Source organism: Nonomuraea sp. NPDC050022 (assembly GCF_044460705.1).
Classification (GTDB): Bacteria; Actinomycetota; Actinomycetes; order Streptosporangiales; family Streptosporangiaceae; genus Nonomuraea.
Map to the genome: position 1 here is coordinate 520,135 of NZ_JBITKE010000010.1, position 26,428 is coordinate 546,562.

Annotated in this window: 25 protein-coding genes; 12 read left to right on the forward strand and 13 right to left on the reverse strand. The window is 70.7% G+C overall.

Translation table 11 applies throughout. The features are described from left to right. Positions 1–486 precede the first annotated feature (486 nt). The 3 genes from ACIBO2_RS40355 (at position 487) to ACIBO2_RS40365 (ending at position 3,405) form a co-directional block, all read left to right on the forward strand. Entirely contained in the window at positions 487–1,617 is a 1,131-nt protein-coding gene (locus ACIBO2_RS40355) for a thiolase family protein (RefSeq protein WP_397303769.1), read from the forward strand. A gap of 50 nt (positions 1,618–1,667) precedes the next feature. Next, positions 1,668–2,432: an SDR family NAD(P)-dependent oxidoreductase gene (locus ACIBO2_RS40360; protein ID WP_225297582.1), complete on the forward strand. Its 765-nt coding sequence runs from the start codon at positions 1,668–1,670 to the stop codon at positions 2,430–2,432. Between the two features lie 85 nt (positions 2,433–2,517). After that, positions 2,518–3,405, forward strand: a complete 888-nt coding sequence (locus ACIBO2_RS40365) for a LysR family transcriptional regulator (protein ID WP_358535707.1) — start codon at positions 2,518–2,520, stop codon at positions 3,403–3,405. Here the strand turns inward: ACIBO2_RS40365 and ACIBO2_RS40370 are convergent. Together ACIBO2_RS40370 and ACIBO2_RS40375 are read right to left on the reverse strand one after the other, a co-directional pair. Beyond that, positions 3,384–4,967 (reverse strand): long-chain-fatty-acid--CoA ligase, encoded by a 1,584-nt coding sequence (locus tag ACIBO2_RS40370; protein ID WP_358535709.1) that lies wholly within the window; start codon positions 4,965–4,967, stop codon positions 3,384–3,386. The genes ACIBO2_RS40365 and ACIBO2_RS40370 overlap by 22 nt on opposite strands. Positions 4,968–5,077: 110 nt before the next feature. Next, complete coding sequence (locus ACIBO2_RS40375; RefSeq protein WP_397303772.1) at positions 5,078–5,947, reverse strand: LysR family transcriptional regulator; 870 nt, start codon at positions 5,945–5,947, stop codon at positions 5,078–5,080. A gap of 146 nt (positions 5,948–6,093) precedes the next feature. Between ACIBO2_RS40375 and ACIBO2_RS40380 the strand changes: the two genes are divergently transcribed. From ACIBO2_RS40380 to ACIBO2_RS40415, 8 genes are all read left to right on the forward strand, one after another. Beyond that, positions 6,094–6,867 carry a crotonase/enoyl-CoA hydratase family protein gene (locus ACIBO2_RS40380; protein WP_358535713.1) on the forward strand — a complete coding sequence of 258 codons (774 nt, stop codon included), beginning with the start codon at positions 6,094–6,096 and terminating at the stop codon, positions 6,865–6,867. 8 nt (positions 6,868–6,875) lie between these two features. Next, a complete protein-coding gene (locus ACIBO2_RS40385) occupies positions 6,876–8,018 on the forward strand; it encodes a CaiB/BaiF CoA transferase family protein (RefSeq protein WP_397303773.1) in 1,143 nt (380 codons plus the stop codon). A gap of 82 nt (positions 8,019–8,100) precedes the next feature. After that, a complete protein-coding gene (locus ACIBO2_RS40390; protein ID WP_358535717.1) occupies positions 8,101–9,243 on the forward strand; it encodes an acyl-CoA dehydrogenase family protein in 1,143 nt (380 codons plus the stop codon). Next, the gene (locus ACIBO2_RS40395; RefSeq protein WP_358535719.1) at positions 9,240–10,394 is read left to right on the forward strand and encodes an acyl-CoA dehydrogenase family protein; all 1,155 of its coding nucleotides are present in this window, start codon (positions 9,240–9,242) and stop codon (positions 10,392–10,394) included. The genes ACIBO2_RS40390 and ACIBO2_RS40395 overlap by 4 nt, the downstream gene beginning before the upstream one ends. 42 nt (positions 10,395–10,436) lie before the next feature. Further along, the gene (fabG, locus tag ACIBO2_RS40400; RefSeq protein WP_358535721.1) at positions 10,437–11,177 is read left to right on the forward strand and encodes a 3-oxoacyl-ACP reductase FabG; all 741 of its coding nucleotides are present in this window, start codon (positions 10,437–10,439) and stop codon (positions 11,175–11,177) included. Beyond that, entirely contained in the window at positions 11,174–12,046 is an 873-nt protein-coding gene (locus ACIBO2_RS40405; protein ID WP_358535723.1) for a MaoC family dehydratase N-terminal domain-containing protein, read from the forward strand. The genes fabG and ACIBO2_RS40405 overlap by 4 nt, the downstream gene beginning before the upstream one ends. After that, complete coding sequence (locus ACIBO2_RS40410) at positions 12,039–13,250, forward strand: acetyl-CoA C-acetyltransferase (RefSeq protein WP_358535725.1); 1,212 nt, start codon at positions 12,039–12,041, stop codon at positions 13,248–13,250. Before ACIBO2_RS40405 ends, ACIBO2_RS40410 begins: the two co-directional genes overlap by 8 nt. After that, complete coding sequence (locus tag ACIBO2_RS40415; RefSeq protein ID WP_358535727.1) at positions 13,247–13,732, forward strand: MaoC family dehydratase; 486 nt, start codon at positions 13,247–13,249, stop codon at positions 13,730–13,732. The genes ACIBO2_RS40410 and ACIBO2_RS40415 overlap by 4 nt, the downstream gene beginning before the upstream one ends. Here the strand turns inward: ACIBO2_RS40415 and ACIBO2_RS40420 are convergent. From ACIBO2_RS40420 to ACIBO2_RS40460, 9 genes are all read right to left on the reverse strand, one after another. Then, positions 13,707–15,218 carry a long-chain-fatty-acid--CoA ligase gene (locus tag ACIBO2_RS40420; protein ID WP_397303777.1) on the reverse strand — a complete coding sequence of 504 codons (1,512 nt, stop codon included), beginning with the start codon at positions 15,216–15,218 and terminating at the stop codon, positions 13,707–13,709. The two genes, ACIBO2_RS40415 and ACIBO2_RS40420, sit on opposite strands and share 26 nt — an antisense overlap. A 14-nt stretch (positions 15,219–15,232) precedes the next feature. Further along, positions 15,233–15,997 (reverse strand): crotonase/enoyl-CoA hydratase family protein, encoded by a 765-nt coding sequence (locus ACIBO2_RS40425; protein WP_397303816.1) that lies wholly within the window; start codon positions 15,995–15,997, stop codon positions 15,233–15,235. 46 nt (positions 15,998–16,043) lie between these two features. Then, entirely contained in the window at positions 16,044–17,192 is a 1,149-nt protein-coding gene (locus ACIBO2_RS40430) for an acyl-CoA dehydrogenase family protein (RefSeq protein ID WP_358535732.1), read from the reverse strand. A gap of 78 nt (positions 17,193–17,270) precedes the next feature. Continuing rightward, entirely contained in the window at positions 17,271–17,909 is a 639-nt protein-coding gene (locus ACIBO2_RS40435; RefSeq protein ID WP_358535734.1) for a TetR/AcrR family transcriptional regulator, read from the reverse strand. A gap of 75 nt (positions 17,910–17,984) precedes the next feature. Further along, on the reverse strand, positions 17,985–19,226 hold the full coding sequence (locus ACIBO2_RS40440; protein WP_358535736.1) for an ABC transporter substrate-binding protein: 1,242 nt from the start codon (positions 19,224–19,226) through the stop codon (positions 17,985–17,987). Continuing rightward, positions 19,223–20,338, reverse strand: coding sequence for a branched-chain amino acid ABC transporter permease (locus ACIBO2_RS40445; RefSeq protein ID WP_358535738.1), 1,116 nt, complete (start codon positions 20,336–20,338; stop codon positions 19,223–19,225). Before ACIBO2_RS40445 ends, ACIBO2_RS40440 begins: the two co-directional genes overlap by 4 nt. Then, complete coding sequence (locus tag ACIBO2_RS40450) at positions 20,331–21,221, reverse strand: branched-chain amino acid ABC transporter permease (protein WP_358535740.1); 891 nt, start codon at positions 21,219–21,221, stop codon at positions 20,331–20,333. The genes ACIBO2_RS40445 and ACIBO2_RS40450 overlap by 8 nt, the downstream gene beginning before the upstream one ends. After that, positions 21,218–22,021, reverse strand: a complete 804-nt coding sequence (locus ACIBO2_RS40455; protein WP_358535742.1) for an ABC transporter ATP-binding protein — start codon at positions 22,019–22,021, stop codon at positions 21,218–21,220. The genes ACIBO2_RS40450 and ACIBO2_RS40455 overlap by 4 nt, the downstream gene beginning before the upstream one ends. After that, complete coding sequence (locus ACIBO2_RS40460; protein WP_358535744.1) at positions 22,018–22,800, reverse strand: ABC transporter ATP-binding protein; 783 nt, start codon at positions 22,798–22,800, stop codon at positions 22,018–22,020. Before ACIBO2_RS40460 ends, ACIBO2_RS40455 begins: the two co-directional genes overlap by 4 nt. A gap of 196 nt (positions 22,801–22,996) precedes the next feature. Between ACIBO2_RS40460 and ACIBO2_RS40465 the strand changes: the two genes are divergently transcribed. Beyond that, on the forward strand, positions 22,997–24,037 hold the full coding sequence (locus tag ACIBO2_RS40465) for an LLM class F420-dependent oxidoreductase (RefSeq protein WP_358535746.1): 1,041 nt from the start codon (positions 22,997–22,999) through the stop codon (positions 24,035–24,037). Positions 24,038–24,125: 88 nt separating this feature from the next. On the opposite strand, the gene ACIBO2_RS40470 is transcribed toward ACIBO2_RS40465, so the two are convergent. Both ACIBO2_RS40470 and ACIBO2_RS40475 read right to left on the reverse strand, forming a co-directional pair. Then, positions 24,126–24,845, reverse strand: coding sequence for a DUF5941 domain-containing protein (locus ACIBO2_RS40470; protein WP_358535748.1), 720 nt, complete (start codon positions 24,843–24,845; stop codon positions 24,126–24,128). Further along, on the reverse strand, positions 24,842–26,350 hold the full coding sequence (locus tag ACIBO2_RS40475; protein WP_358535750.1) for a CDP-alcohol phosphatidyltransferase family protein: 1,509 nt from the start codon (positions 26,348–26,350) through the stop codon (positions 24,842–24,844). The genes ACIBO2_RS40470 and ACIBO2_RS40475 overlap by 4 nt, the downstream gene beginning before the upstream one ends. Positions 26,351–26,428 lie beyond the last annotated feature (78 nt).

A 26,428-nucleotide genomic window follows, 5' to 3' on the forward strand; every position in this document is an offset into this window, starting at 1 on the left:
CTTCTCTCCAACGTGCGTTGCGGAGAGACTTTGGACGAACTGGCCAGAAATTTATACGCCGAGATCAGACTCCAGAAGTCGGGGACGCCTTTGGTAGGCAGGTAATTCGATGGCAACCCAATCCGGAGCGCGGGGCCTCCAAGCCCGAGGCGCCGGAAGTGGCGCGGCACTCGCTTTAGCCTCCAATCTCCCCTGATGGAGGAGGCCGTTCGGGCCTGAAAATCGGGACGATTGCTCGCGGCACTCGCCCCGCTCCCACGCCTCAGGTTGGCGGCGGCGGGGACAGTGAGAGGTGTCGCCTGCCTGGACGCCGGGTCGCGGCTCACATAGGTATCGGCGATATGCCCGATCGCAATCAGGGCTTTGTGCGTGGTCGGTGGCGTGTGGTTGATTCGGATGGCTCCCGCAGGCCTGTTCCGAGCGGCGAATCCAACCCATGACACCCAGCGTTCCCAGCGGTGTCCGTACCTATGTGAGGAGAAGCGTGTGAGGGACGCGGTCATCGTCGACGCGGTGCGTACGCCCGTCGGAAAGCGCAACGGGGCCCTGGCCGGTGTTCACCCGGCGAACCTGTCCGCGCACGTCCTGACGGCGCTCGTCGAGCGTACGGGCATGGAACCGGGGGAGATCGACGATGTCATCTGGGGATGTGTCAGTCAGGCCGGGGACCAGTCCGGCAACATCGCCCGCGTCGCGGTGCTGGCGGCGGGATGGCCGGAATCGGTGCCCGGCACGACAGTCGACCGGCGGTGCGGTTCCAGCCAGCAGGCGGTGCACTTCGCGGCGGCGGGAGTGGTCGCGGGACACTACGACTTCGCGATCGCCGGTGGGGTGGAGTCGATGAGCCGGGTGCCCATGGGATCGGCCGCGCGCGACGGCCGCCCGTACCCGGAGGAGGTCCTCGAACGCTACGGCGTGGACGGCTTCAACCAGGGCATCGGGGCGGAGATGATGGCCAAGCGGTGGGGCTTGTCACGGCGACGGCTCGACGAGTACGCGGCGCGGTCCCACGCCCGGGCGGCCGCGGCGGTGGACTCGGGCGCGCTCGACGGACAGCTCGCTCCCGTACAAGGGCTCCGTACAGATGAGGGCATTCGCCGCGGATCATCGGTGGAGACGCTGGGTGGGCTCAGGACCGCCTTCAGCGAGGACGGCGTGATCACCGCGGGCAACGCGTCGCAGATCTCCGACGGCGCGGGCGCGCTGCTGATCACGTCGGGCGAGATCGCCCGGGCGCGGGGGCTGCGGCCGATCGCCCGCGTGCACAGTGTCGCGCTGGCCGGGGACGATCCGGTCATCATGCTGACCGCGCCGATCGAGGCGACGGCGAAGGTGCTGAAGAAGTCCGGTCTGCGCATCGAGGACATCGGCGCGTACGAGGTGAACGAGGCGTTCGCGCCCGTGCCGCTGGCCTGGCAGGCGGAGACGGGCGGCTCCGGTGACCGGCTCAACCCTCTGGGCGGGGCGATCGCGGTGGGGCACCCGCTGGGCGGTTCGGGAGCCGTTCTTATGACCCGTCTGGTGCACCACATGAAGGACCAGGGCCTGCGTTACGGCCTGCAGACCATGTGTGAGGCGGGCGGCATGGCCAACGCGACCATCCTCGAGCTGCTCTGAAGACAGATGATCCCGGCCTGAGAGATTCCCGACTGAGAGGAGCCGCGCGCATGCGGTTGGAAGGACTGTCCATCGCCGTCACCGGAGGCGCGTCCGGACTGGGGCTGGCCACGGCCCGCCGGGTGGTCGAGGCGGGCGGCCGGGTCACCCTCATCGACCTGCCCACCTCCGCGGGCACCGACGTCGCCAAGGAGCTCGGCGGCGCGGCGCGGTTCGTCGCCGCGGACGTCACGGATGCCGGCCAGTTCGGGGCGGCGCTCGACGCGGCCGACGCGGACGGCGGGCTGCGGGGGCTCGTGCACTGCGCGGGTGCCGGCCGCAGGCTCAGGTTGCTGGACAAGGACGGCAACCCCGGCTCACTCGAGGACTTCGAATGGGTGATCAGGCTCAACCTGATCGGCTCGTTCAACGCCCTGCGCCTCGCCGCGGCCCGCATGGCGCGCCATGACGAGGTGGGCGGCGAGCGCGGCGCCATCGTGCTGACCGCGTCGGTCGCGGCCTACGAGGGCCAGATCGGGCAGATCCCGTACACCGCCGCGAAGGCCGGCATCGTCGGGATGACCCTGACGGCGGCCCGCGACCTGGCCAGCAGGTCGATCCGGGTGTGCACGATCGCGCCCGGGATCATGGACACACCCCTGCTGGCCCGCCTGCGCGACGACGTACGGGCCTCGCTGGAGGCCAGCGTGCCCAACCCGGCGCGTCTCGGGCGTCCGGAGGAGTTCGGGCAACTGGCGTGTCAGATCCTGGAGAACGGCTACCTCAACGGCGAGACCATCCGCCTCGACGGCGCCATCCGCATGGCTCCCCGCTGACCCGCTGCCCGCTCTGATCGGCTGTCCGCTATGCACCATGCGGGCCGTCCGCACAGGGCGAGTCGCCCACGGATACAGTCGGCCCGTGGACCTGCACCAGATCAAGTACTTCCTGGCGGTCGTCGACCACAACGGCATCAACGCGGCCGCGACCGTCCTGGACGTCGCCCAGCCCACCATCTCGCAGGCCATCCAAGGGCTCGAGCGTGAGCTGGGCGTCCCGCTGTTCCACCGCATCGGCCGCGGCATGGTGCTCACCTCGGCCGGGCACAGCCTGGTCGGACCCGCGCGCCGCGTCCTGCGCGACGTCGTCGCCGCTGAGGGATCCCTGGTGGACGCGGCCGGACGGCCGCGGGGCCGGCTGGACATCTTCGCCATGCCCGCGTTGTCGGCCGATGCGGTGGCGCGCCTGGTGGGCGCCTTCCGCAGGGAGTTCCCGAAGGTGTCGATCAGGATCGGGGACCTGCGCGACGAAGCGATGGCGACGTCCCTGATCAGGGAGGGCCACTGCGAGATCGTGGTCTGCCATCTGCCCGCGATCGGCCACGCGGGGCTGGAGGTCCGCGAGCTCGGGCTGCAGGAGTACTGGCTGGTGCTGCCGCCTGGATCGGCGCCGCGTCCCGACGGTCCGTTGCCGCTGTCGCAGCTGCCGGACCTCCCGCAGGTGACCGTGCCGCGGGGCAGCTCCCTGGCGGTCGGCGTGATCGAGCAGGCGGTCGCGGCGGCGGGCCGTGCCATCAGCCCGTCCATCGTGGTGGAGCACCGCGAGGCCCGGCTGCCCCTCGTGCTGGCCGGTGTGGGCGCCACGTTCCTGGAACGGTCGATGGCCGAGGCCGCCGCGGCGAGAGGGGCCGTGGTGCGCTCGCTCGAGCCGCGGATCAGCCGGGCCTATGGGCTGGTGTACGACCCGGCAGCGCTGTCGCCCGCAGGCCGCGCGTTCGTCGACCTGGCTCAGGCGAGCGTCACGGACTGAGTCCGCCAGCGTTCGCGCAGCTCGTTCTTGCGCACCTTGCCGCTGGCGTTGCGCGGCAGCTCCGTGACCACCACCACAAGCCGCGGCACCTTGTACGCCGCCAGCCGCGCCCGGCACCACTGCCCGATCTCCTCCGCGGTCGGGGAGCCGGTGGCGCCGGCGGAGACGACGACGGCCAGCGGCGTCTCGCCCCACCGCTCGTCCGGAACGCCCACCACGGCGACCTCGGCCACCTTCGGGTGGGCGGCGATGGCCTCCTCCACCTCGGCGCAGTAGATGTTCTCGCCACCGGAGATGATCATGTCTTTGAGGCGGTCGACGACGTAGATGTAGCCGTCCTCGTCCTGGCGGACGAGATCACCGGAGTGGAACCAGCCGCCCGCGAACGCCTCGGCGGTTTCGGTGGGCTTGTTCCAGTAGCCGGTCATGATCGACGGGCCGCGGTAGACGATCTCGCCGACCTGCCCCCGAGGCACGTCGTTCATCTGCTCGTCCACGATGCGGACCTCGACGTTGAGCAGCGGCGTCCCCACCGAGCCGATCTTGCGCAGTGCGTCCTCGCCACGGAGCATCGTGCTCACCGCGCCGCACTCGGTCTGCCCGAACACGCTCGACAGTTTCGCGTCCGGGAACGTGTCGATCATCCTGTTCAGCAGGGTCTTCGTCGCGGGCGCGGCGCCCCACGAGATGATCCGCAGGGCTGACAGATCCCTGTCCTTGATATCCGGGATATCGACGATGGCCTGCCATTGGGCGGGGACGAGGAAGCAGTATCCGATGCGCTCGCGTTCGAGCGTGTCCATGATCTCGGCCGGGTCGAACCGGCCCGACCTGGCGATCACGGTCTTCGCGCCGAGCAGGACGCTCGACAGCAGCGCCGCCAGGCCGCCGATGTGGAAGAGCGGGGTGCTGATCAGCCAGGTCCGGCAGTCGCTGGGCAGCCCGGTGTGCGCGATCCTGCTCATGGTCTGGATGAGCAGGTTGTAGTGCGTCAGCACCGCGCCCTTGGGGCGTCCCGTGGTGCCGGAGGTGTACATGATGAAGGCCGGGGCGTGGAGATCGACCGCCACGTCGATCCCGGACGCGGACGCGTCGCGCAGCGCGTCCTCGTACGCCTCCATGCCGCCATGGGGGTCGCCCGGCCCGACCATGAGGCTGTGACGCAGCGCCGGCGCGTCCTTGCACGCCTGCGCGAACGTAGCGGCCAGCGCCGACTCGACGACCGCGACGACGGCCCCGCTGTCGGCCAGCTGGTAGGACACCTCCTCGGCGTGCAGCCGGAAGTTGACCGGAACGCAGACCGCGCCCAGCCGGGCGCAGGCGAAGAACGTCTCCACCATCTCCAGCCGGTTGAACGTCATCACCATGACCCGGTCGCCTGGCTCGACCCCGCGCGTCCGAAGCACATGGGCGAGCCGGTTGACCCGCTCGTCCAGCTTCCGGTATGTGCGATCGACCCCGTCCATGCGCAGCGCCACGGCGTCGGCGACCGAGCGGGCATGCCGGGCGAGCTGGTCGCCGATCGTCATGCCCCCGGAGGTGGGGGGCAGCGCCGTGTTCACGTGGCATCTCCTTCGCATCCGGCCCGAGGCCCGCTGCCGAGAGTCGACCACCCATCGGAGCGGGGCGCAAAGACCGAACGCCGCATCCTCCGATAGGCCGAACCTATGCGTCAAGCGCTCATGGCCGCCGCGACCTTCAGGAACGCCGCGGCGGCGGGGGAGAGCGGGCCGGAGCGGTGCACGAGCCGTACCGTGCGCCGGACCTGGGGCGAGGTGGAGCGCACCACGACGTTGCGCAGCTCGGCCTCGGCGATCGGCCGGGGCAGGAACGTGGCGCCCGCGCCGTGCATGACCAGCTCCCAGATCGCCTGCCGGTGCGCGCACTCGACGGCGACGAGGTCGATGGCCTGCCCGAGGGCGTCGTCGATGGCGGCCCGGCCGCCCGCGTCGGAGTACTCCAGCACCAGGGGGATCTCGGCGATCGCCGCCAGCGGGACCGGGTCGGGGAGCGTGGCGGCCAGGTCGGGCGGCAGGACCAGAGTGATCTCCTGGTCCCACAGCTCGCGGGTGCGCAGCATGTCGCTTTTCACCGGGAAGTCCGTCAGCCCCAGCTCGGCGTGCCCCTGGCGGACCTGGCTCTCCACGCCGGACGAGCTGCCTGGATCGCGTACGGTGACCAGGATGCCGGGATGCAGCCGCCGCAGCTTGCTGATCAACCTCGGCAGTGGGTCGGCGGACAGCGTCGACAGCACCGCCATCTCCAGACGACCGGTGAGCAGGTCGCGGACGGCGTGCACCCGGCGCTTGGCGCTCTCGACGTCGGCCAGGATCTGCCGCGCCGGACCGGCGAACGCCTGCCCGTCGGCGGTCAGCGTGAGCCCGCGTCCGGACCGGTCGAAGAGCTGGGCGCCGAGCTGGCGTTCCAGGCTGCGGATGGCCTGGGACAAGGACGGCTGCGCGATGTACAGCTCCTTGGCGGCCTTGGTGATGCCGCCGTGGTCGATGACCGCGACGAAGTACGCGACGAGCCGGAGGTCCATACCTCGGACACTATCTCTGACCTGAGCTCATAGGCCCCGCTGATAGATCCATACGCACTCAGGTCTTGGCGCTCACCGGCCCGGTGATGATGCAGTCAGGAGTAGCCGACCCGTATCCCACCGGCCCACTCAGGAGTTCCGAACAGATGACAACCGAGAGCGACGAGGTGCTGGTGCGCCACGAGGCGCGCGTCGCGGTGATCACCATCAACCGGCCGCACGCGAAGAACGCCGTCACCCGGGCGGTGTCCGAGGGCATCGCCGCCGCGCTCGACGAGCTGGACCGCCGCGACGACCTGTCCGTCGGCGTCCTCACCGGGGCCGGGGGCAGCTTCTGCGCGGGAATGGACCTGAAGGGGTTCCTGCGCGGCGAGCGGCCGAACATCGAGGGCAGGGGATTCGCGGGCGTGACCGAGGCGCCGCCGAACAAGCCGCTGATCGCGGCGGTCGAGGGCTACGCGCTGGCGGGAGGCTGCGAGATCGTCCTCGCGTGTGACCTGGTGGTCGCGGCGCGTACGGCCAGGTTCGGCATCCCGGAGGTCAAGCGCGGTCTGGTCGCGGCCGCCGGTGGGCTGCTGCGCCTGCCGCACCGCATCCCCGAGCAGATCGCGATGGAGCTCGCGCTGACCGGCGACCTGATCGCCGCCGAGCGTGCGTACGCGATCGGCCTGGTCAACCGGCTCACCGAGGAGGGAAAGGCCCTCGACGAGGCGCTCGCGCTCGCGGCCAGGATCGCGGAGAACGGCCCGCTCGCCACCCTCGCCAGCAAACGGGTGATCAAGGAACACGGGCAGTGGCCGGAGTCGGAGAGGTTCGCCCGGCAGCGCGCGATCATCGAGCCCGTCTTCGCGTCGGAGGACGCTCAGGAGGGCGCCCGCGCGTTCGCCGAGAAGCGCCGAGCGAACTGGCAGGGCCGATGAGCGGGCCGATGGTTGGGCACGGCCCCCTCGCGGGGGTGCGAGTCGTCGAGCTCGGGGGCATCGGCCCGGTCCCGTTCGCCGCGATGATGCTGGCCGACCTGGGCGCGGAGGTGATCCGCGTGCACCGCCCCGCCGACCGGGACGCGCGGCCCAATCCGGTGCTCGACCGGGGCCGCCGGTCTTTGGTCGTGGACCTGAAGAACCCGCGCGGCGCGGCGGTCGTACGCGCGCTGATCGACACGGCGGACGCGGTGCTGGAGGGCTTCCGCCCCGGAGTGGCCGAGCGTCTGGGCTTCGACCCGGTGACGCTCGCCGAGCGCAACCCGCGGCTGGTGTTCGGCCGCATGACCGGCTTCGGCCAGGACGGGCCGCTGGCGATGCGGGCCGGGCACGACATCAACTACATCGCCCTGTCCGGCGCGCTCGGCGCGATCGGCCGTGCGGGCCAGCCGCCCACGCCACCGCTCAACCTGGTCGGCGACTTCGGGGGCGGCGGCATGCTCCTCGCGCTCGGGGTGCTGGCCGCCGTGCTGAACGCGCGCGCCTCGGGGCGTGGCCAGGTCGTGGACGCCGCGATGGTCGAGGGCTCCGGCCTGCTGATGTCCATGATCTACGGTCGGTACGCCCAAGGCGCCTGGACCGTCAACCGCGGCGAGAACGTGCTCGACGGCGGCGCCCCCTTCTACGACACCTACGAGTGCGCAGACGGCAAGCACATGGCCGTGGGCGCGATCGAGCCCCGGTTCTTCGCCGACCTCGTGGCCGTCCTCGGTGTCGCCGGCCGGATCGACCTGGCCGCCCAGCGGGACCCGGCCACCTGGCCCGCGATGCGGGAGAGCTTCGCGAAGGCGTTCATGGAGGCCACGCGCGAGGAGTGGGTCGAGCGGTTCTCCGGCACCGACGCCTGCGTCACGCCGGTGCTGACCATGGACGAGGTCCTTTCACACCCCCACAACGCGAGCAGGAAGAGCTTCTTCACCGACTCCGAGGGGGCGATCCACCCCGCGCCCGCGCCCCGGTTCGACGCCACCCCCAGCGGCAGGCCGCGGCCCGCGCCGGTCCCCGGCCGGGACACCCGCGCGATCTTGTCCGAGCTGGGCCACACCTCCGAGGACATCGAGAGCCTGCTGGGGGAAGGGGTGGTGCGGTGAGCGCGACCGAGTCGCGGGCTCGGCTCAGGCGAGGCACCCGCACGTGAAGCAGACCAGGAACATTTCAGGACGGAGACAGGCAGTGGAGACGGAAGCGTTCCAGGAGGTGCTCGCGGCCGTGCGCACCTTCGTGCGCAAGGAGGTCGTGCCCGCGGAAGACATCATCGAGCAGACCGATGAGATCCCCGAGTCGCTGCGCGCGAAGGCGGCCGACATGGGGCTGTTCGGCTTCGCGCTGCCCGAGGAATACGGCGGTCTCGGCTTTTCGATGATCGAGGACGTGCAACTCGCGATGGAGCTCGGCCACACCACGCCGGCCTTCCGCTCGATGCTCGGCACCAACAACGGCATCGCGGGACAGGTGCTGGTCAACTTCGGTACCGACGAGCAGAAGCGGCGGTACCTGCCGGACCTGGCGTCCGGAACCAAGATCGCCTCGTTCGCGCTGACCGAGTCGGAGGCGGGTTCGGACCCGAGCGGGCTGCGCACCCGCGCGTCCCGGGTCGAGGGCGGCTATCGAATCACCGGCCAGAAGCGGTTCATCACCAACGCCGACCGCGCCGACGTGTTCATGGTCTTCGCCAAGACGGGCGCCGAGCAGATCTCGGTCTTCACGGTCGAGGCCGGCTCCCCGGGGGTCACGGTCGGCCCCAAGGACGGCAAAATGGGGCAGCGCGGCGCACACACGGCCGAGGTGTTCTTCGACGACGTCTTCGTACCCGGCTCCGCGCTGGTCGGCGGCGTCGAGGGCGACGGCTTCGCGGCCGCCATGCGCTCGCTGGCCCGAGGCCGGCTGCACATCGCGGCGGTCTGCGTGGGGCTCGCCCAGCGGCTGGTCGAGGAGAGCGTCAACCACGCCGCGGCGACCCGGCAGGGCGGCCATCCGATCGCGGAGTTCCAGCAGGTCCAGGCGATGCTCGCGGAGTCGCAGACCGAGCTGTTCGCGGGCCGCGCGATGGTGCTGGAAGCGGCGAGGGCCTACGACGACGGCAGCGACCGCCGCATGGCCCCGTCGTGCGCGAAGCTGTTCTGCTCGGAGATGGTGGGCCGGGTGGCCGACCGCGCGGTTCAGATCCACGGCGGCATGGGGTACATGCGGACGGTCCCGGTCGAGCGGTTCTACCGTGACGCCCGCCTGTTCCGGCTGTACGAGGGCACCAGCGAGGTGCAGAAGGTCATTATCGCCAAGCAGCTCCTCAGGGGAGTGAGGGGAGAGCGGCCATGAGCGCACTGACCGAGGACGAGCGGGAGATCGTCGCACTGGCCGGCGAGTTCGTCGACGAGCGGGTGCGGCCCCGGGTGCGGGACTACGAGTCGGTGGATGAATACCCGGCCGAGTTCATCGACGAGATGAAGAAGCTGGGCTTCTTCGGCCTGCTCGGGCCGGCCGAGCACGGCGGCGTGGACGTGAGCGCGGCGTGCTTCGCCCGCGTGACCGAGGAGCTGGCTCGTGGCTGGATGAGCCTGGCCGGAGCCATCGGCGGGCACTCGGTGATCACTTATATGATCAGCACGTTCGGCACCCCTGAGCAGCGCGAACGCTACCTGCCCGCGATGGCCGACGGCTCGGTCAGGGCAACGATGGCGCTCACCGAGCCGGGTGGCGGCAGCGACCTGCAGGCCATGCGCACGCACGCGGTCGCCGACGACGGCGACCTGGTGATCAGCGGGTCGAAGACCTGGATCTCCAACGCCCGGCACTCCGGACTGATCGGCCTGCTGTGCCTGACCGACCCGGAAGCCGAACCGGCGCACAAGGGCATGAGCGTGCTCCTCGTCGAGCCCGGCGACGGCATGACGATCTCCAAGAACCTGCCCAAGCTCGGCTATCGCGGCGTCGAGGCGTGCGAGATCGTCTTCGACGAGATGCGGGTCCCAGCCGCCGCCGTGCTCGGCGGCGAGCCGGGGCAGGGCTGGTCGCAGATGATGCGCGGCCTCGAGGTCGGCAGGATCCAGGTGGCCGCCCGCGCGGTCGGCGTCGCGCAGGCCGCCCTCGACGCGGCGGTCCGCTACGCCCAGGAACGCGAGTCGTTCGGCAAGCCGATCTGGAAGCACCAGTCGGTGGGCAACCTGCTGGCCGACATGGCCACCAAGGTACGGGCGGCACGGTTGCTGACCGAGGACGCCGCCCGCCGTCTCGACGAGGGCGGACGGGCCGACATGGAGGCGGGCATGGCCAAGCTGTTCGCCTCCGAGGCCGCGATGCAGGTGGCGCTGGACGCGATGCGCGTACACGGCGGGTACGGCTTCTCCAAGGAGTTCGACGTCGAGCGGTATTTCCGCGACGCCCCGCTGATGATCCTGGGCGAGGGCACCAACGAGATCCAGCGCAACGTCATCGCGGCGCAGCTCATCGCGCGCAACCCCATCAAGTGAGATCGCGCGGCCCATCGAACGAGAGAGAGAAGCTGATCACGGATGACGCTGCTCGACGGTAAGACCGCGGTCATCACCGGTGGCGCCCGGGGCATCGGGCTGGCCATCGCCGAGCTGTTCGTCAAGGAGGGCGCGCGGGTCGTCCTCGGAGACCTGAACCTGGAGGCCGCGCAGGCCGCGGCCAAGGAGCTCGGCGGCCCCGGCGTGGCCAGGGCGGTCCGGTGCGAGGTCACCAGCTCCTCCGACATGGACGCCCTGATCCAGACGGCGCTCGACGCCTTCGGCTCGCTGGACGTCATGGTGAACAACGCCGGGATCACCCGTGACGCCACCATGCGCACGATGACCGAGGAGCAGTTCGACCAGGTCATCGACGTGCACCTCAAGGGCACCTGGAACGGCACCCGGAAAGCGGCCGCTGTCATGCGCGAGCGCAAGAGCGGCGCGATCGTGAACATCTCCTCCCTGTCCGGCAAGGTCGGCATGGTCGGCCAGACCAACTACTCCGCCGCCAAGGCCGGAATCGTCGGCCTGTCCAAGGCCGCGGCGAAGGAGCTGGCGCACCACGGCGTGCGGGTCAACGTCATCCAGCCGGGCCTGATCCGCTCGGCCATGACCGAGGCGATGCCGCAGAAGGCGTGGGACCAGAAGCTGGCCGAGATCCCGATGCAGCGCGCCGGGGAGCTGGGTGAGGTCGCCACCGTGGCGCTGTTCCTGGCCTCGGGGCTGTCGTCGTACATGACCGGCACGGTGCTGGAAGTGACCGGCGGACGGTTCATGTGAGCTGGGAACCGCACACGCTGACCACGACCGAGCTGGTCGATCCGCATCCCGTGGCGGCGCTGTCGGCGATCTTCGACGACGGCACGCCCCCGGTCGGGCCGGGGGACGAGCTGCCGCCGCTGTGGCACTGGCCGGCCCTGGCCCGCTGGCCTGTCTCCTCGGCGCTCGGCGCGGACGGCCATCCGGCGCGCGGGTCGTTCCTGCCTCCTGTGCGGCTGCCCCGGCGGATGTTCGCGGGCGGCGAGGTGAGCTTCCACGCGCCGCTCACCGTGGGGAGCATGGTGCGCCGCGAGACGCGCGTGGAGTCGGTCACCGAGAAGTCCGGCCGCACCGGCCGGTTGGTCGTCGTGGTGGTCACCACCAGCCTGTACGACGACAGCGACCGGCTCGCGGTCGAGGAGCGGCAGGACCTCATCTACCGGGAGGCCGGAATCCACGGGGAGGCCGGAGCGGTCTCGTCCGCGGAGCGGGTGCCCGTCCTGGACTCCGCCGGCGCCCCCTTCACCCGGGCGGGGGAGTGGGCCTGGGACCTTTCCACGGACCCGTCCCTTCTGATGCGGTTCAGCGCGGCGACGTCGAACCCGCACCGGATCCACTACGACTGGCCGTACGCCACCGGCGTCGAGGGCTATCCCGCTCTGGTGGTGCACGGCCCGCTGATGACGCTCGCCCTGGCGGAGGTGCTCCGCCTCGAGAAGCACGACGAGCCGATCACCCGCGTACGGCACCGCAACCGCAGGCCCCTGTTCTGCGGACAGCCCGCGCGACTGCGGAGGACCGAGGACGACACGCTCACCCTGGGCGTGTTCGGCCAGGACTCACCCGACCCCCACACCACCTTGACGATCGAAGGGACCGGCCATGCGTGAAGCGGTCATCTGCGAGCCCGTCCGCACCCCCATAGGCCGCTACGGCGGCATGTTCAAGACCCTGACGGCGGTCGATCTCGGGGTCAGCGCGCTCAAGGGGCTGATCGAGCGTATGGGCATCGCGCCGGAGGCGATCGAGGACGTCATCCTCGGCCACTGCAACGCCAGCAGCGAGGCGCCCGCTATCGGCCGGGTCGTCGCGCTCGAGGCCGGTCTGCCCGTCACCGTCCCCGGCCTGCACCTCGACCGGCGCTGCGGCTCCGGCCTGCAGGCGGTCATCTACGCCGCCATGCAGGTGCGGACCGGGGCCCACGAGGTCGTCGTGGCGGGCGGCACCGAGAGCATGAGCAACGCCACGTTCTACTCGCTCGACATGCGCTGGGGAGCCAGAAACGGCGTAGCGGTGCACGACAGCCTCACGCGTGCCCGGCAGACCGCGGGAGGCAGGAACCATCCCGTCCCGGGCGGCATGCTGGAGACGGCCGAGAACCTGCGCCGCGCGTACGCGATCTCGCGCCGGGAACAGGATGAGCTGGCCCTGATGTCCCACCAGCGGGCGGTCAAAGCCCAAGCCGGCGGCATCCTGGCCGAGGAGATCATCCCCGTCACCGTCGCCGTCAAAGGCGGGCAGGTGGTCATCGACACCGACGAGCATCCGCGCGCCGACACCTCGCTGGAGTCTCTGGCCAGGCTCAAGCCGCTCATGCTCGGCTCCGACCCCGAGGCGACCGTCACGGCCGGCAACGCCAGCGGCCAGAACGACGCCGCCGCCCTGTGCCTGGTCACCACTCCGGAGCGGGCCGCCGAGCTGGGCCTGCGGCCACTGGTCCGCCTGGTGTCCTGGGCCGTGGCCGGGGTCGAGCCGAAGACCATGGGCCTCGGCCCCGTCCCCGCCAGTGCCGCCGCCCTGAACCGCGCGGGCCTCGCCCTGAACGACATGGATCTCATCGAGCTGAACGAGGCGTTCGCGGCCCAGGCGCTGGCCGTCATGCGGGAATGGAGGTTCGGCGAGAAGGACCTGGAGCGGACGAACGTCCACGGTTCCGGCATCTCCCTCGGCCACCCGGTCGGCGCGACAGGCGCGCGGATGCTCGCCACGCTCTCCCGCGAGCTGCACCGGCGCGAGGCCCGTTATGGCCTGGAGACCATGTGCATCGGCGGCGGCCAGGGCCTGGCGGCGGTCTTCGAGCGGGTGACCGCGTGAGCGCGCGCGTCTTCGCGTCCCTGGAGGAGCTCAAGGCCGCGCTCGGTCAGCCGCTCGGGCCCACCGCCTGGCTGGCGATCGGGCAGGAGCGCATCGACGCCTTCGCCGAGGCCACCGGGGATCACCAGTGGATCCACGTGGACCGCGAACGGGCCGCGGCAGGGCCGCTCGGCGGCACGATCGCGCACGGCTACCTGACCCTGTCCCTGATACCCCACTTCGGACAGCAGCTCTTCCGGCTCGACCTGGGCCAGGCACGCGTCAACTACGGCGTCAACAAGGCGCGTTTCCCCGCTCCCGTGCTCGCCGGCTCGCGCCTGCGGGCGCGGGCGGCCTTCGCCGACCTGCGGGAGAGCGCCACGGGCGTCGCCTTGACCACGCGCTACACCATCGAGATCGACGGGGGAGCCAAGCCCGCCTGCGTCGCGGAGACCGTCACCCTCCTCGTGTCGAACCTCACCCCGCGCCTGTCGAAGCCCTGACGCTGCGCCGCAGCTCGGTCTTGCGAACCTTGCCGCTCGCGTTGCGCGGCAGCGCGTCCACGACCGACAGCAGGCGCGGGCACTTGTAGGCCGCCAGCCGTTCCCGGCACCACCCGGTGATCTCCTCCAGCGTGGGCGGAGCGGCGGGGTCGGCGGGCACCACGATGGCCAGCGGCGTCTCGCCCCACTTCTCGTGCGGCGCGCCCACCACGGCCACCTCAGCCACCTGCGGATGGGCGGCCAGCACGTCCTCGACCTCGACGCAGTAGATGTTCTCGCCACCCGAGATGATCATGTCCTTGAGCCGGTCGACGACGTAGAGGTAGCCCTCCTCGTCCTGCCGCACCAGATCGCCGGAGTGGAACCAGCCGCCCGCGAACGCCGCCGCGGTCTCGGCGGGCTTGTTCCAGTACTCGCGCATCACCGACGGACCCCGGTAGACGATCTCGCCGACCTGGCCGCGCGGCACGTCGTGGCCGTCGGCGTCGACGATCCGCACCTCGACGTTGAGCATCGGCACGCCGACGGAGCCGATCTTCCGCAGCGCGTCCCGGCCCTGCAGGATCGTGGTGACCGCCGTGGTCTCGGTCTGCCCGAACGACGTGGTGATGTTGGCGTGGCCGAACAGCTCGTTCATCCGGCGTAGCAGCGTCGTCGAGGCCGGCGAGGCGCCCCAGGTGACCACGCGCAGCGCCGAGAGGTCGCGCTCGGCGATGCCGGGCAGGTCGCAGATCGCCTGCCACTGCGACGGAACGAAGAAGCACGAGGTGACCTGCTCACCTTCGAGCAGATCCACGGCCTGGGCCGGGTCGAAGGCGGCGGAGCGGCCGAGCACAGCCCGGCCGCCGACGAAGACGACGGCGTACAGGCCCGCCAGCCCGGCGATGTGGAACAGCGGCGTGCCGATCAGCCAGGTCCGGGCGTCCGCCGGATGCCCGATGTGGATGAGCTTGCTGACGGTCTGGACCAGCAGGTTGTCGTGCGTGAGCACCGCGCCCTTGGGGCTGCCCGTGGTGCCGGAGGTGTACATGATGACCGCGGGCCAGCCCGGGTCCACCGCCGGTGGCTCGCGCTCGGGCGAGACCGACCGCAGCGCCTCCTCGTAGGCCTCCCCGATGACCAGGCAGTCGACCCCCGTCCGGGCGAGGAGCGGTGCGAACCGGGTGTCCGCGATAACCAGCGCCGCACCGCTGTCGGCAAGCTGGTAGGCGACCTCGTCGGCGACCAGCCGGAAGTTGAGCGGCACGCAGATCGCGCCGATCCGGGCGGAGGCGAAATACGCCTCCACCATCTCCGGGCTGTTGTGCGCCATCACCGCGACCCGGTCGCCCGCGCCGACCCCGTGCTCGGCGAACACACCGGCCAGCCGGGAGACCCGCTCGTCCAGGAGCCGGTAGGTGAGGGGGACGCCGTCGAACGTCAACGCCACCGCGTCAGGCGTCATGCGCGCGTGCCGGGCGAGCTGGTCGCTGATCGTCATTCCCATGTGCCAGGCGCCCGTCACTGGTCCCGCCAGAGCGGCGCCCGCTTCTCGGCGAAGGCGCGCGCGCCCTCCTGCGCGTCAGCGGAGGCCGTCACCGCGGCCCACACCTCCCGCTGCTCGGCGAACACCTCCTCGTCGGTGTAGCGCACCGACGAGGCGACGATCCGCTTGGACGCGCGTACCGCGAACGGCGCGTTGGCGGCGATCCTCGTGGCCAGAGCCCGCGCCTCCTCCAGCGCACCGCCGGGCTCGCTGAGCACGTTGACCAGCCCGTACGAGTGCGCCGTCGTGGCCGGGAGCGGGTCGCCGGTGAGCACGAGTTGCATGGCCAGGTGGTACGGCAGCGCCTTCGCCACCCGCACCAGCCCGCCGCCCACGGCGATCAGGCCCCGCTTCACCTCGGGCAGCCCGAACGTGGCGTCCCTGGCGGCGACCACCAGATCGGCGGCCAGCGCCAGCTCGCAGCCCCCGGCGATCGCCCAGCCCTCGACCGCGGCGATCAGTGGCTTCGTCGGCAGGCGCTCGGTGATCCCGGCGAAGCCGCGCCCCGGCAGGGCGGGCTTCTCACCGCGGGTGAACGCCTTCAGGTCCATGCCGGAGCAGAACGTGCCGCCCGCGCCGGTCAGGATCGCGACCAGCAGATCCGGCCGGGCCTCGAACGCGTCGATCGCGGCGGCGATCGCCTTCGTCGTCTCCAGGTCCACGGCGTTGCGCGCCTCGGGGCGGTTGATCGTGATGACCGCGACGCCGTCGGCGAAATCCGTCAGCACTGTGCTCATCAGCCCTCCACTGTTCTCATCGGTAATCCCCTGTGCTGATCGGTAATCTCTACAGGCCGACGGACTTGGCGATGATGGTCTTCATGACCTCGCTCGTGCCGCCGAAGATGCGGGTGACTCTGGCGTCGGCGTACATGCGGGCGATCGGGTACTCCAGCACGTAGCCGTATCCGCCGTGAAGTTGCAGGCACTTGTCGACGACGCGGGACTGCAGCTCGGTGCAGAACAACTTGACCTTGGCCGCGTCGGCCGCGCTCAGCCCGCCCCCGTCGTGCTCCTCCAGCGCGCGGTCCACCAGTGCCTGACCCGCCTCCACGTCCGTCGCGCACTCGGCCAGCACGAACTTGGTGTTCTGGAAGCCGGACAGCGGCCGCCCGAAGACGCTGCGATCACGCACGTACGCCACGGTCAGCTCCACCGCCGCCACCGCGGCCGCCTGCGCGTTCACCGCGATGGACAGCCGCTCCTGTGCCAGGTTGTGGCCGAGGTAGTCGAACGCGCGGCCCTCCTCGCCCAGCAGGTTCGCCACCGGCACGGGCACGTCCTCGAAGGCCAACTCGGCGGTGTCCTGCGCCTTGAGCCCGATCTTGGCCAGGTTGCGGCCTACGGTGAAGCCGGGCGATGCCGCCTCGACGACGAGGATGCTCAGGCCGGTACGGCGGTTGTCCGAAGGTGGGGAGGTGCGGGCGACGACGAGCACGAGGTCGGCGTTGACGGCGCCGGTGATGAAGGTCTTGGCTCCGTTGAGCACGTAGTGGTCGCCGTCGAGGACCGCGGTCGAGGCGATGCCCGCCAGGTCGGACCCGGTGCCCGGTTCGGTCATCGCGATCGCGGTCATCAACTCGCCGCTCGCCACGCCCGGCAGCCAGCGGCGCTTCTGCTCCTCGTCGGCGTAGCGCAGCAGGTACGGGGTCACGATATCGGCGTGCACCCGTACCGTGCCGAGGCCCAGCTTGGCGCGTGCCAGCTCCTCGTTCACCACGGCGTTGAACTTGAAGCTGCGCTGGCCGCCGCCCCCGTACTCCTCGGGGACCAGCATGCCGAGGATGCCCAGCTTGCCCACCTGCCGGTAGAAGTCGCGGGGTGCCGCCCCGGCCTTCTCCCACTCCGGGAAGACCGGGACGACCTCGCGGGCGAGGAAGTCGCGGACGATGGCCCGGAACGCCTCATGGTCTTCGTCGAAGACGGTGCGTCGCATCTGCTCCCTGCCTATATTATCGAACGATCGTTAAGTTGGCTGCATGCTCGCGCGGCTGTCGTCCGGACTCCGGCCGCCTCAGCCCTTGGCGTCGCGGCACTCCACGAGGGAGAGCGACAAGTGCACGTATCGCTCCATCAGGTCGCCGACGCCGATGTCACCGGACGGCTGATACCACTGGGCGACCGCGTTGCACATCGCCAGGATCCCCCGCTGCGCCTCGTCGGGGTACGGGGTGGCGAACACGCCGCACGCCACGCCGTCGTCGATGATCTCCCGCAGCAGCCCGGACAGCGCGTCGCGCCGCTCGACGAAGCGCTCCATCCGGTCAGGCTCCAGATTGCGGATCTCCCGCAGTGCGAGCAGGCTGTCGACCTGCCGCCGCACCCGATATTCCACCGTCGCCCGCACGAAGGCGCCCAGCCGCGCCGCCGGGTCGTCCCCGGCGGTGGACAGCGCCGTCTGGCAGCCGCGGAAGCAGTCTTCGAGCGCGTCCTCCAGCAGCGCGTGGAGCAGCTCCTGCTTGCCGGCGTGGTAGTGGTAGAGGGCCGACAGGCTCAGGCCCGCCCCCTTGGCGATATCCCGGATCGAGGCGGCGTGGTAGCCGCGCTCGGCGAAGATGTCGCGGGCCGACCGCATGATCGCGGCGAGCCCGTTGCCCCGAGGCACCGCCCGGGGCTGCCGATCCGCCGCATCGGCCGTGCCGCGTGTCGCCATCGTCACATCCTATTCCAGTGCTTCCAACATCGGATCATCCCCGCCATCCAGGGCGGCCCGCCGAGGAGGGGCCGGCTAGCTCGCCTTGATCTGGTACTGCTTGGCGAGGTCGGAGACCTTGAAGTCCTCGACCATCTCCATCCCGGCATAGGCGGACTTGTCAGGACGGTGGATCTGGCTCTGCCGCGAGCTCGGCTGTGCTGGGTCGGACAGGTCCAGCGCCGGGCCGAGCCCGTCCATGCTGAAGCCGGTCACCTTGGCGCGGGCCGCGAGCACCCCCTTGCGCGTCAGGTCGTCGCACGTCCCGCCGATGATCTTCGCCCACAGGTGGGTGGAGAAGTAGGAGAGCACGACCGCGCCACCCGACTCGGGCTGTTGCGCGCCGAACTTGGCCTTCCACTTCTCGGCGAGCTTCTGCACCGCGGGCGTCCGCGCGCTGAGCAGCCCGATGCCCGAGACCCGGTAGTACTGCTTGAGCAGGGCGGGCGCCGCCGATGTGGACAGCAGGCTCGCGGCGAACGACGCGACGTTGCCCACGACCGGCACGTCCAGTCCGGCGGCCTGAGCCGCGCTGACCACCGCCGCCGTCTGCTTGGCCGTGGAGTCCAGCAGGATCGCCTTGGCACCGGCCGCCTTCACCGCGTTCACCTGGCTGGTGAGGTCGGCGTCGGTCGGCTTGATCTGCTGGCTCGCCAGCTTGAGCCCGAGCTGCTGGGTGGCGTACGTGCTGCCCTTGAGGCTGTTCTCGCCGATCTCGCCCTGCAGGTAGATGTGCCCGAGGGTGTCGCCCTTCTTCAGCTTGCCCTCGCGCACCAGCCAGTCGACGGCGTTGATCGCCTGGATGTCGTATGTGGAGCCGACCACGAGGAGGTGCGGGTCGCCGAGCAGCGTGGGCGCGAACGCCGTCAGGCCGACCAGCATGTCGTTGGCGGAGATCTTGTCCCGCAGTGCCCCGGTGACCGCCGAGCCGTAGACGTTGAGGAAGCCGAGCACCTGCGGCGCGACCTCGTCGTAGGCCGTGACCGCCTTCTGCACGTCATAGGCGTGATCACGGACGACCAGCTCGATCTTCCTGCCGCACACGCCGCCCGCCGCGTTGATCTCGTCCACGGCGAACTGGCTGGCGGTGTTACTGGTCTTGCCGGAGGTGGCGAACGCGCCGGACAGGTCCATCAGCATGCCCAGCTTGATGGTGGTGTCGGTGACGCCGGGGGTGGTGCCCTTCGAGGACGAGGTGACCTTGCTCGAACAGCCGGTGACGGCCAGGGCGAGCGCGAGGGCGGCGGCTGAGACGACGCGTGGACGGGACCGCTTCACGGGGTTCTCCTTGAATAGGGGGGACGGCGGCGCTCGCGCAGGCCGTGCACCATCGCGCGCAGCCCGCCGGGCTGGGTGAGCATGACGACCACCACGAGCGCGCCGTAGACGAACTGCGCGGCGATCGACGCGTCGAGCCCGTCCTGGCCGGGGCCGACGACCAGGGGCAGCGCGTCCGCGTACCGGGACAGCACGATCGGCAGCGCGACCACGAACGTCGCGCCGACGATCGCGCCGGACGTCGAGCCGAGCCCGCCCAGGATGATCATCGCGAGGAAGTCGATGGACAGGCCGAGGTCGAAGTAGTCGGGAACGGCGCGCTGGAAGGCCAGCGCGGTGAGCACGCCGGCGACCCCGGCGTACATCGAGGACAGGACGAACGCGGAGGCCTTGGCGCGCTGAACCCGCACACCCATCGCGGCGGCCCCCACCTCGTTGTCGCGCATCAGGCGGAACGCCCTGCCGGGACGGCCGCGCAGCACGTTGCGCGCCACGAGCGTCGCCACGGCGGTGACCGCCAGGAACAGGTACCACAGGCTTTCCACGGCCCCGAACGGCACGCCGAGCACGGCGAGGCCGGAGGAGTCGGAGAAGACGAACCCGCCCAGCGAGAACGGCGTGACCGAGCGCCCGTCGTAACCCCCGGTGACCGGGCGCAGGTTCAGCAGCAGGTGATGGCCGAGGAAGACCAGCCCTAGCGAGGCGATCCCGAGATAGATACCGCGCAGCCTGCTGGCGACCGGGCTGAACAGCAGGCCGCACACCCCGGCCAGCAGGATGGCGAGGACGGCCGCGACGAGCGGGGACAGCCCCAGGCCCTTGACGTGGCCTGTGTCGCCGCCGGACAGGAACGCGTACCCGTACGTGCCGACCGCGACGAAGAACGCGTGGCCGAGCGAGAGTTGCCCCGCCGCCCCGAACAGAATCGTCAGGCCGAGCGCCCCGACCGCCGTGGCCATCGAGAACAGGCCGATACGCAGCCAGAACGCCTCCAGGTACAGCGGTAGCGCCAGCAGTACAACGACGGCGGCGGCCAGGAGGAGGGCGCCCAGCAGCCGGCGCGGCACCGCGCGGGGGGCGATGGCGGCAGCGGTGGCGGTGGCGTCAGACACGGCTGAACTCCTTCGACCCGAACAGTCCGGACGGCCGCCACAGCAGCACGACGATCATTACGAGATAGGCCACGACGTCGCCGACGCCGAGCCCGAGAAAGGACAGCGAGTCCTGGTTCCCGGCGACGAGCACCTGGACGACCCCGACGATGAGCCCGCCCGCGATGGCCCCGCCGAGCGAGTCGAACCCGCCGATGATGGCCGCGGGGAAGGCGGCGATCGCGACGGACTCGATGCTCAGGCTGACGCCCGGGCTGGGGAAGGAGGCCAGCCCGATGCCGGCCGCGGTGGCCAGCAGCCCGGCCAGCACCCAGGCGGCGGCGGAGACCCGGCGCAGGCGGATGCCCACCAGTGCCGCGCCTTCGGCGTCGGCGATGGACGCCCGCATGGCCAAGCCCCAGCCGGTCAGCGTGAGCAGCGCGGTGAGGCCGCCGATCAGCACCGGCACGGCCACCACGGTGATGACCACCGTGAGCGGAAGCGTCAGCGGGCCGAGCTTGACCACGTGGCCGTCCCACGGCGCGCCGAGCGGCAGCACGGCCTCCCCGAGGCGCCGGGTCAGCTCGGCGGTCAGCACGACGTTCAGGCCGATCGTCAGGATCGCCATCGCGTGGTGGTTGCGCCGGTCGACGCGTGACAGCAGCAGCCGCTCGGTCGCCAGGCCCAGCAGGCCCGCGACGGCCAGGCCGAGCAGCACCGCCGCGGCGAACCCGATGCTCGGCTGGGCGGAGGCGATCACGTACACGCCGAGCAGCAGGAACGACGCGTGCGCGAAGTTGACCACCCGGGTGGCCTTGAAGACGATGACGAACCCGAGCGTGATGAGCGCGTACAGCAGGCCCAGGGACACGCCGTTGATGAGCAGTTCCAGGAGGCGGGTCATTGTTGCGTCCTCTCCGCCTGGGGGGTGGCATCGGGCTGGTCGGGTGCGCCGAGGTAGGCACTGACCACGATCGGGTCGCGGCGCACTTCGGCGGGCAGTCCCTCGGCGACGACCCGGCCGAAGTCGAGCACCGTGATCCGGTCGGCGATCGACATGACCACGCCCATGTCGTGCTCGACGAAGACGACGGTGAGGTCGAGGGCCTTGCGCGCCGTGAGGACGAGCTGTCCCAGCTCCCAGCTCTCCGTGGCGTTCAGTCCCGCGACCGGTTCGTCGAGGATGAGCAGACGCGGCTCCAGGCACAGCGCCCTGGCGAACTCCAGGCGCTTGAGATCGCCGTAGGCCAGCAGCCCGGCGGTGCTGTCCAGCCGCGCCGAGAGACCGACGAAGTGGGCGATCTCCCGTACCCGCTCCTCGTGGCGGCGCTGTTCGCGGCGGCCCAGCCACAACGCGGTCGCCACCAGCCCCGCGCTGGTCAGCCGATGCCGTCCGACCATCAGGTTGTCCAGCACCGACTCCTGCGGTGAGACCACGATGTTCTGGAAGGTCCTGCCGACCCCCAGCGCCGCGATCCGGTCGGTCCGCAACCGGGTCACCTCGTGCTCGTCGAGCAGGATGCGCCCGCCGGTCACGGGATAGATGCCGCACAGCGTGTTGAGCAGCGACGACTTACCCGCGCCGTTGGGGCCGATGACCGCGTGCACCGTACCCGGCTCGACGGTGAAGCAGACCTCGTCCAGCGCTAGCAGGCCGCTGAAGGCCAGGCTCACCTCCTCCACCGCCAGGCGGGGCGGGCTCATGCCGTCCACCTGCCCAACTCGGGCACGGGCCTGGCCTCGCCCGGACGCGGGCCGCTCTCTTCGCCGAGGTACAGGCGGCGCACCTCGTCGCTGCGCGACAGCTCGTCGGCAGGTCCGCTCAGCACCACCCGGCCCAGTTCCAGCACGTACGCTCGATGCGCGACGGACAGCGCCATGGCCGCGTTCTGTTCCACCAGTAGCACGGGCACGCCCTCGCGGCTGATGTCGCGCACAGTCTCGCCGATCCGCTTGACCAGCAGTGGCGCCAGGCCGAGCGACGGCTCATCGAGCAGCAGCAGCTTCGGCTGGGCCATCAGCGCGCGGGCGATGGCCAGCATCTGCTGCTCTCCGCCGGACAGCGTCCCGGCGCGCTGTTTGCGCCGCTCGGCCAGCCGGGGGAACATCTCGAACAGCTGACGCCGGGTACGTGCCCGAGCCTCGCGCGAGCGGACGGTGATGCCGCCCGCGTCGAGGTTCTCCTCCACGGTGAGAGCGCCGAACACGTGCCGTCCCTCGGGGACCTGCACCAGCCCCTGGGCCACGACGGAGGCCGGGTCGGCCCCGGCGATCTCCTGCCCGAGAAACCGGATCGACCCCGCGGCGACGGATCCTCCGTGCAACGGCAGCGTGCCCGAGACGGCGCGCATGAGGGAGGTCTTGCCCGCTCCGTTGGCTCCGAGCAGCGCGATCACGCCTGCCTCGGCCACTTCGAGACTCACTCCGTGATGGACCGGCTCGCGTGCGCCGTAGCGGACGACGAGTCCTTCGATGTCGAGCATCCGGCCTCCTCGATGTGCCGAGCAATGCATCGATCGTTCGTTAAGTAGGGGCTATCGATCGTTCGTTAAGTACGAGTAATGTAGGTGACCACTGAGACAAGCGTCAACAGTTGCCGGAGCCGGTTCTCACCGGAGCTCCGGCCCGATGGTGCGGGTTCGCGAAGGTCCGGCACCCCCTCAGACCAGGAGGTTTGCCATGCGCATCGGCACGACCCTCGCCTACAGCGGCGGCTTCAAGCAGGCCGCCGTCGGCCTGCGCGATCTGGAGGCCGCCGGAGTCGAGATCGCCTTCGTGGCGGAGGCGTACTCCTTCGACGCCGTGAGCCAGCTCGGGTACCTGGCCTCGGTCACCGACCGGATGCACTTGGCCTCGGCGATCCTGCCGATCTACACCCGTACGCCGTCGCTCCTGGCGATGACCGCGGCCGGGCTGGACTACGTGTCGGACGGCCGGTTCACCCTCGGCATCGGTGCGTCCGGGCCGCAGGTGGTCGAGGGCTTCCACGGGGTGCCGTACGACGCGCCGATCGCCCGTACCCGCGAGATCGTGGAGATCTGCCGCAAGGTATGGAGCCGCGAGGAAGTCGTCCACGACGGCGCCCACTACGAGCTCCCGCTGTCGGCCGAGCGCGGAACCGGCCTGGGCAAGCCGCTGAAGATCATCAACCACCCGGTACGCGAGCGCGTCCCGGTCATGCTGGCCGCCATCGGGCCCAAGAACGTCCAGCTCGCCGCCGAGATCGCCGAGGGTTGGCTACCGATCTTCGTACACCCGGCCAAGCTGCGCGAGGTGTGGGGAGCCTCGCTCGACGCCGGGCAGGCGCTCCGTGACCCGGGTCTGGGCCCGCTGGACATCGTCGTCACCATGAACCTGGCCATCGGCGCCGATGTCGACCACCTGCTCGACCGGGGCCGCAAGGCTCTCGCGCTCTACATCGGCGGGATGGGCGCCCGTGGCAAGAACTTCTACAACACCCTGGCCCGCCGGTACGGCTACGAGCGCGAGGCCGAGCTGATCCAGGACCTCTACCTGTCGGGTCGCAAGCAGGAGGCCGAGGCCGCGGTGCCCGAGGACCTGCTGCGTGCCACATCCCTCGTCGGGTCGCCGGAGTACGTGGCCGAACGGGTCGCCGAGCTGGCCGAATGCGGCATCACCACGGTCAGCGTCAAGCCCCTCGCGGACACGGCCGCCGAGCGGGTCGCCGCGATCGAACAGCTCCGCGATCTCATGCCCTGACCTGCTCGGATGGCGGTTGTTCCAGTCGGCAGAAAGAAAAAACACCACCCCCGCATGACGCACGGGGGTGGTGCATGAGGGAGGGAAGTCAGCCCTTCTCGGCCTCGCCTGTGGCCTGTTCCATGGCGTCCTCCGGGGACGCCTCCAGGTCCTGTTCGGCGTCGGCGCCTGCCTGCGCGGACGCCTTGTCGAGGCGGACCCAACTGGTCACGCTCTCCACCGCGAACAGTACGAACAGGTACGCCGTCAGTACCGCCAGCACCGGCGTCAGTACGCCCAGCGCCGCGCCGATTCCGATGATCAGCAGGCGCAGCTCCCAGCCGAGCCCCGCGTGGAAGACCCAGGCGGGCGGCCAGATGCTCTGCCGTGTCCGGTAGACGGTGTCGTAGGTGTGATAACCCACCACGTACACGAGCACGAACAGCAGCCACTTCGGTACGTCGGCCGCCAGCCCCACCGCGATGATCGTGAGGAACTCGGCGCCGCGCAGCAGCGGCGGGGTGAGCCAGTCGAGGCGGCCCAGGTGGTCGCGGGGCGCGGTCGGGAGCACCAGCAGGAGCACGATCAGCGGGGGCACGAGCAGGATGGGGCCGGGCTTCAGCACGCCGGCGACCGTGACGGCCACGACCGCCAGCAGGGCGATGAGCGTGGCCGGGACCGGCGGGATGCCCTTGCCGATGCGGCCCGCCAGCGCGTGTACGAGGGGGCCGTCGTCGCGGTAGGCGAGTAGGCGGGCGGTCTGGATGCGGCGGCGTTCCTCGTCGGGATCCGGCGTGGGAGTAGCTGCGGCCAGTGGTGCGGTGATCATGCGAGCGACCTCATGAGGCGTCCGGTGAGGGTGTAGGCGGCGGCGACGGAGCCCCAGATCACCAGGGTGAGGAAGGTGATGCGGGCGTCGAAGAGGGCGGCGGTGATCGCGATGGCCGCGAACCGCTCGCCGATGGGGAAGACGATCATCTTACGCGCCCAGTGCACCGCTCGGAACCGCCCGGCGCGGGTCCACATCTTGAGCACGCCGCGGATGCCCTGGCTGCGCTCCACCTTACGACGCTCCAGCGCCTTGCGCAGGGCGCGGTCGTCGGGGGCGTCCAGGGGCAGCGTGGGCAGCTGGGCGGGCGGTTTGCGGCGGTTGGAGACACCGAAGGAGAAGTCGAGCAGGTGGCGGGTGGACTGCAGGCCCAGCGCCGCCAGCGCGAGAATCCAGATGTCATCGCCGTTGCCCGATACGACCCAGCCGATGGCCAGGCCGGCGAAGACGACGTATTCCTTGAAGCGGTCGAAGGTGGCGTCGAGCCATGCGCCGAGTACGCCGAACTTGCGGGCGTAGCGGGCGACCTGGCCGTCGACGCAGTCGAAGACGAAGGCGAAGTAGATCAGCACGCCGCCCGCCACCATCCACGGCCGGGCGCCGGTGGCGAAGCAGGCCGCGGCGAGCACGCCGAGCGTGATCGAGATGAGCGTGACCTGGTTGGGCGTCAGGCCGCGGCGGGCGGCCCAGCGGGCGATGAAGCGGGAGTAGGTGGAGACGAAATAGGTGGTGAAGAAGCCGTCCGCACCCTTGACCGCGTTGTCGAGTCTGGCCCGGTCCTCGTCGATGCCGGACATCTCGGTGCCGGCCTCGTTGACCTCCTCCTGGGTGGTGACCCGGCGGTAGAAGAGGTCGCGGCGGCCGCGGATGCCGACGGACACGCCCTTGCGGACCAGGCCGAAGACGATCAGCTGAATCAGGTCGTCGTCGGCGCCGAACGAGCCGGCCATGTCGGCGAGCTCGCGGCAGGTCTCGGCCAGCATGGGAGCGTTGCGCGCGCTCACGTGCAGGGGGCCGAGCAGCACCGTGTTGGGCCTGGTCACGGCGTGGTTGGCGGTGCCGACGGAGATGACGCGGGACTTGCCGGCGCGGGCGCGGACGGGCAGCCCTTCGAGCTTGTTGAGCCCGATCTCGGGCTCCGCCTCGTCGATCGGGACGATGTCCTCTTGCGCCTGGTCGACCACGTCCGGGCGCGGCTCCTTGGCGACGAGGGCCAGCGCGCCGCGCTTGGCCTTGGTGATCTGGTAGATCAGCTCGTCGTGGACGATCGAGTTGTCCGGGATCAGGAACAGGTTCTCCGTTGCGGACTCGGCTACGTCGGCCAGCGCGCGCAGAGCGGAGGCCACGTCGCCGGGCTCGATCGTGGCCGGCTGCGGATCCAGGGAGAGGATCTGGCTGCGCAGCCGTTCGGCCACGGTGGGATTGCCAGGCAGCGCGGCCAGCCTCAGGCCGGTCGGAGCGGTGTCGGGGCCGGGCGAAGAGCCCAGCAGGACCACGCGGGTCATGACTCCCTTTCGAGGCGGTTGCGGGGGGTTGAACAACGGGTAGAGCGGGGACGGACGTCAAAGTCTAGTGAGGGTTGC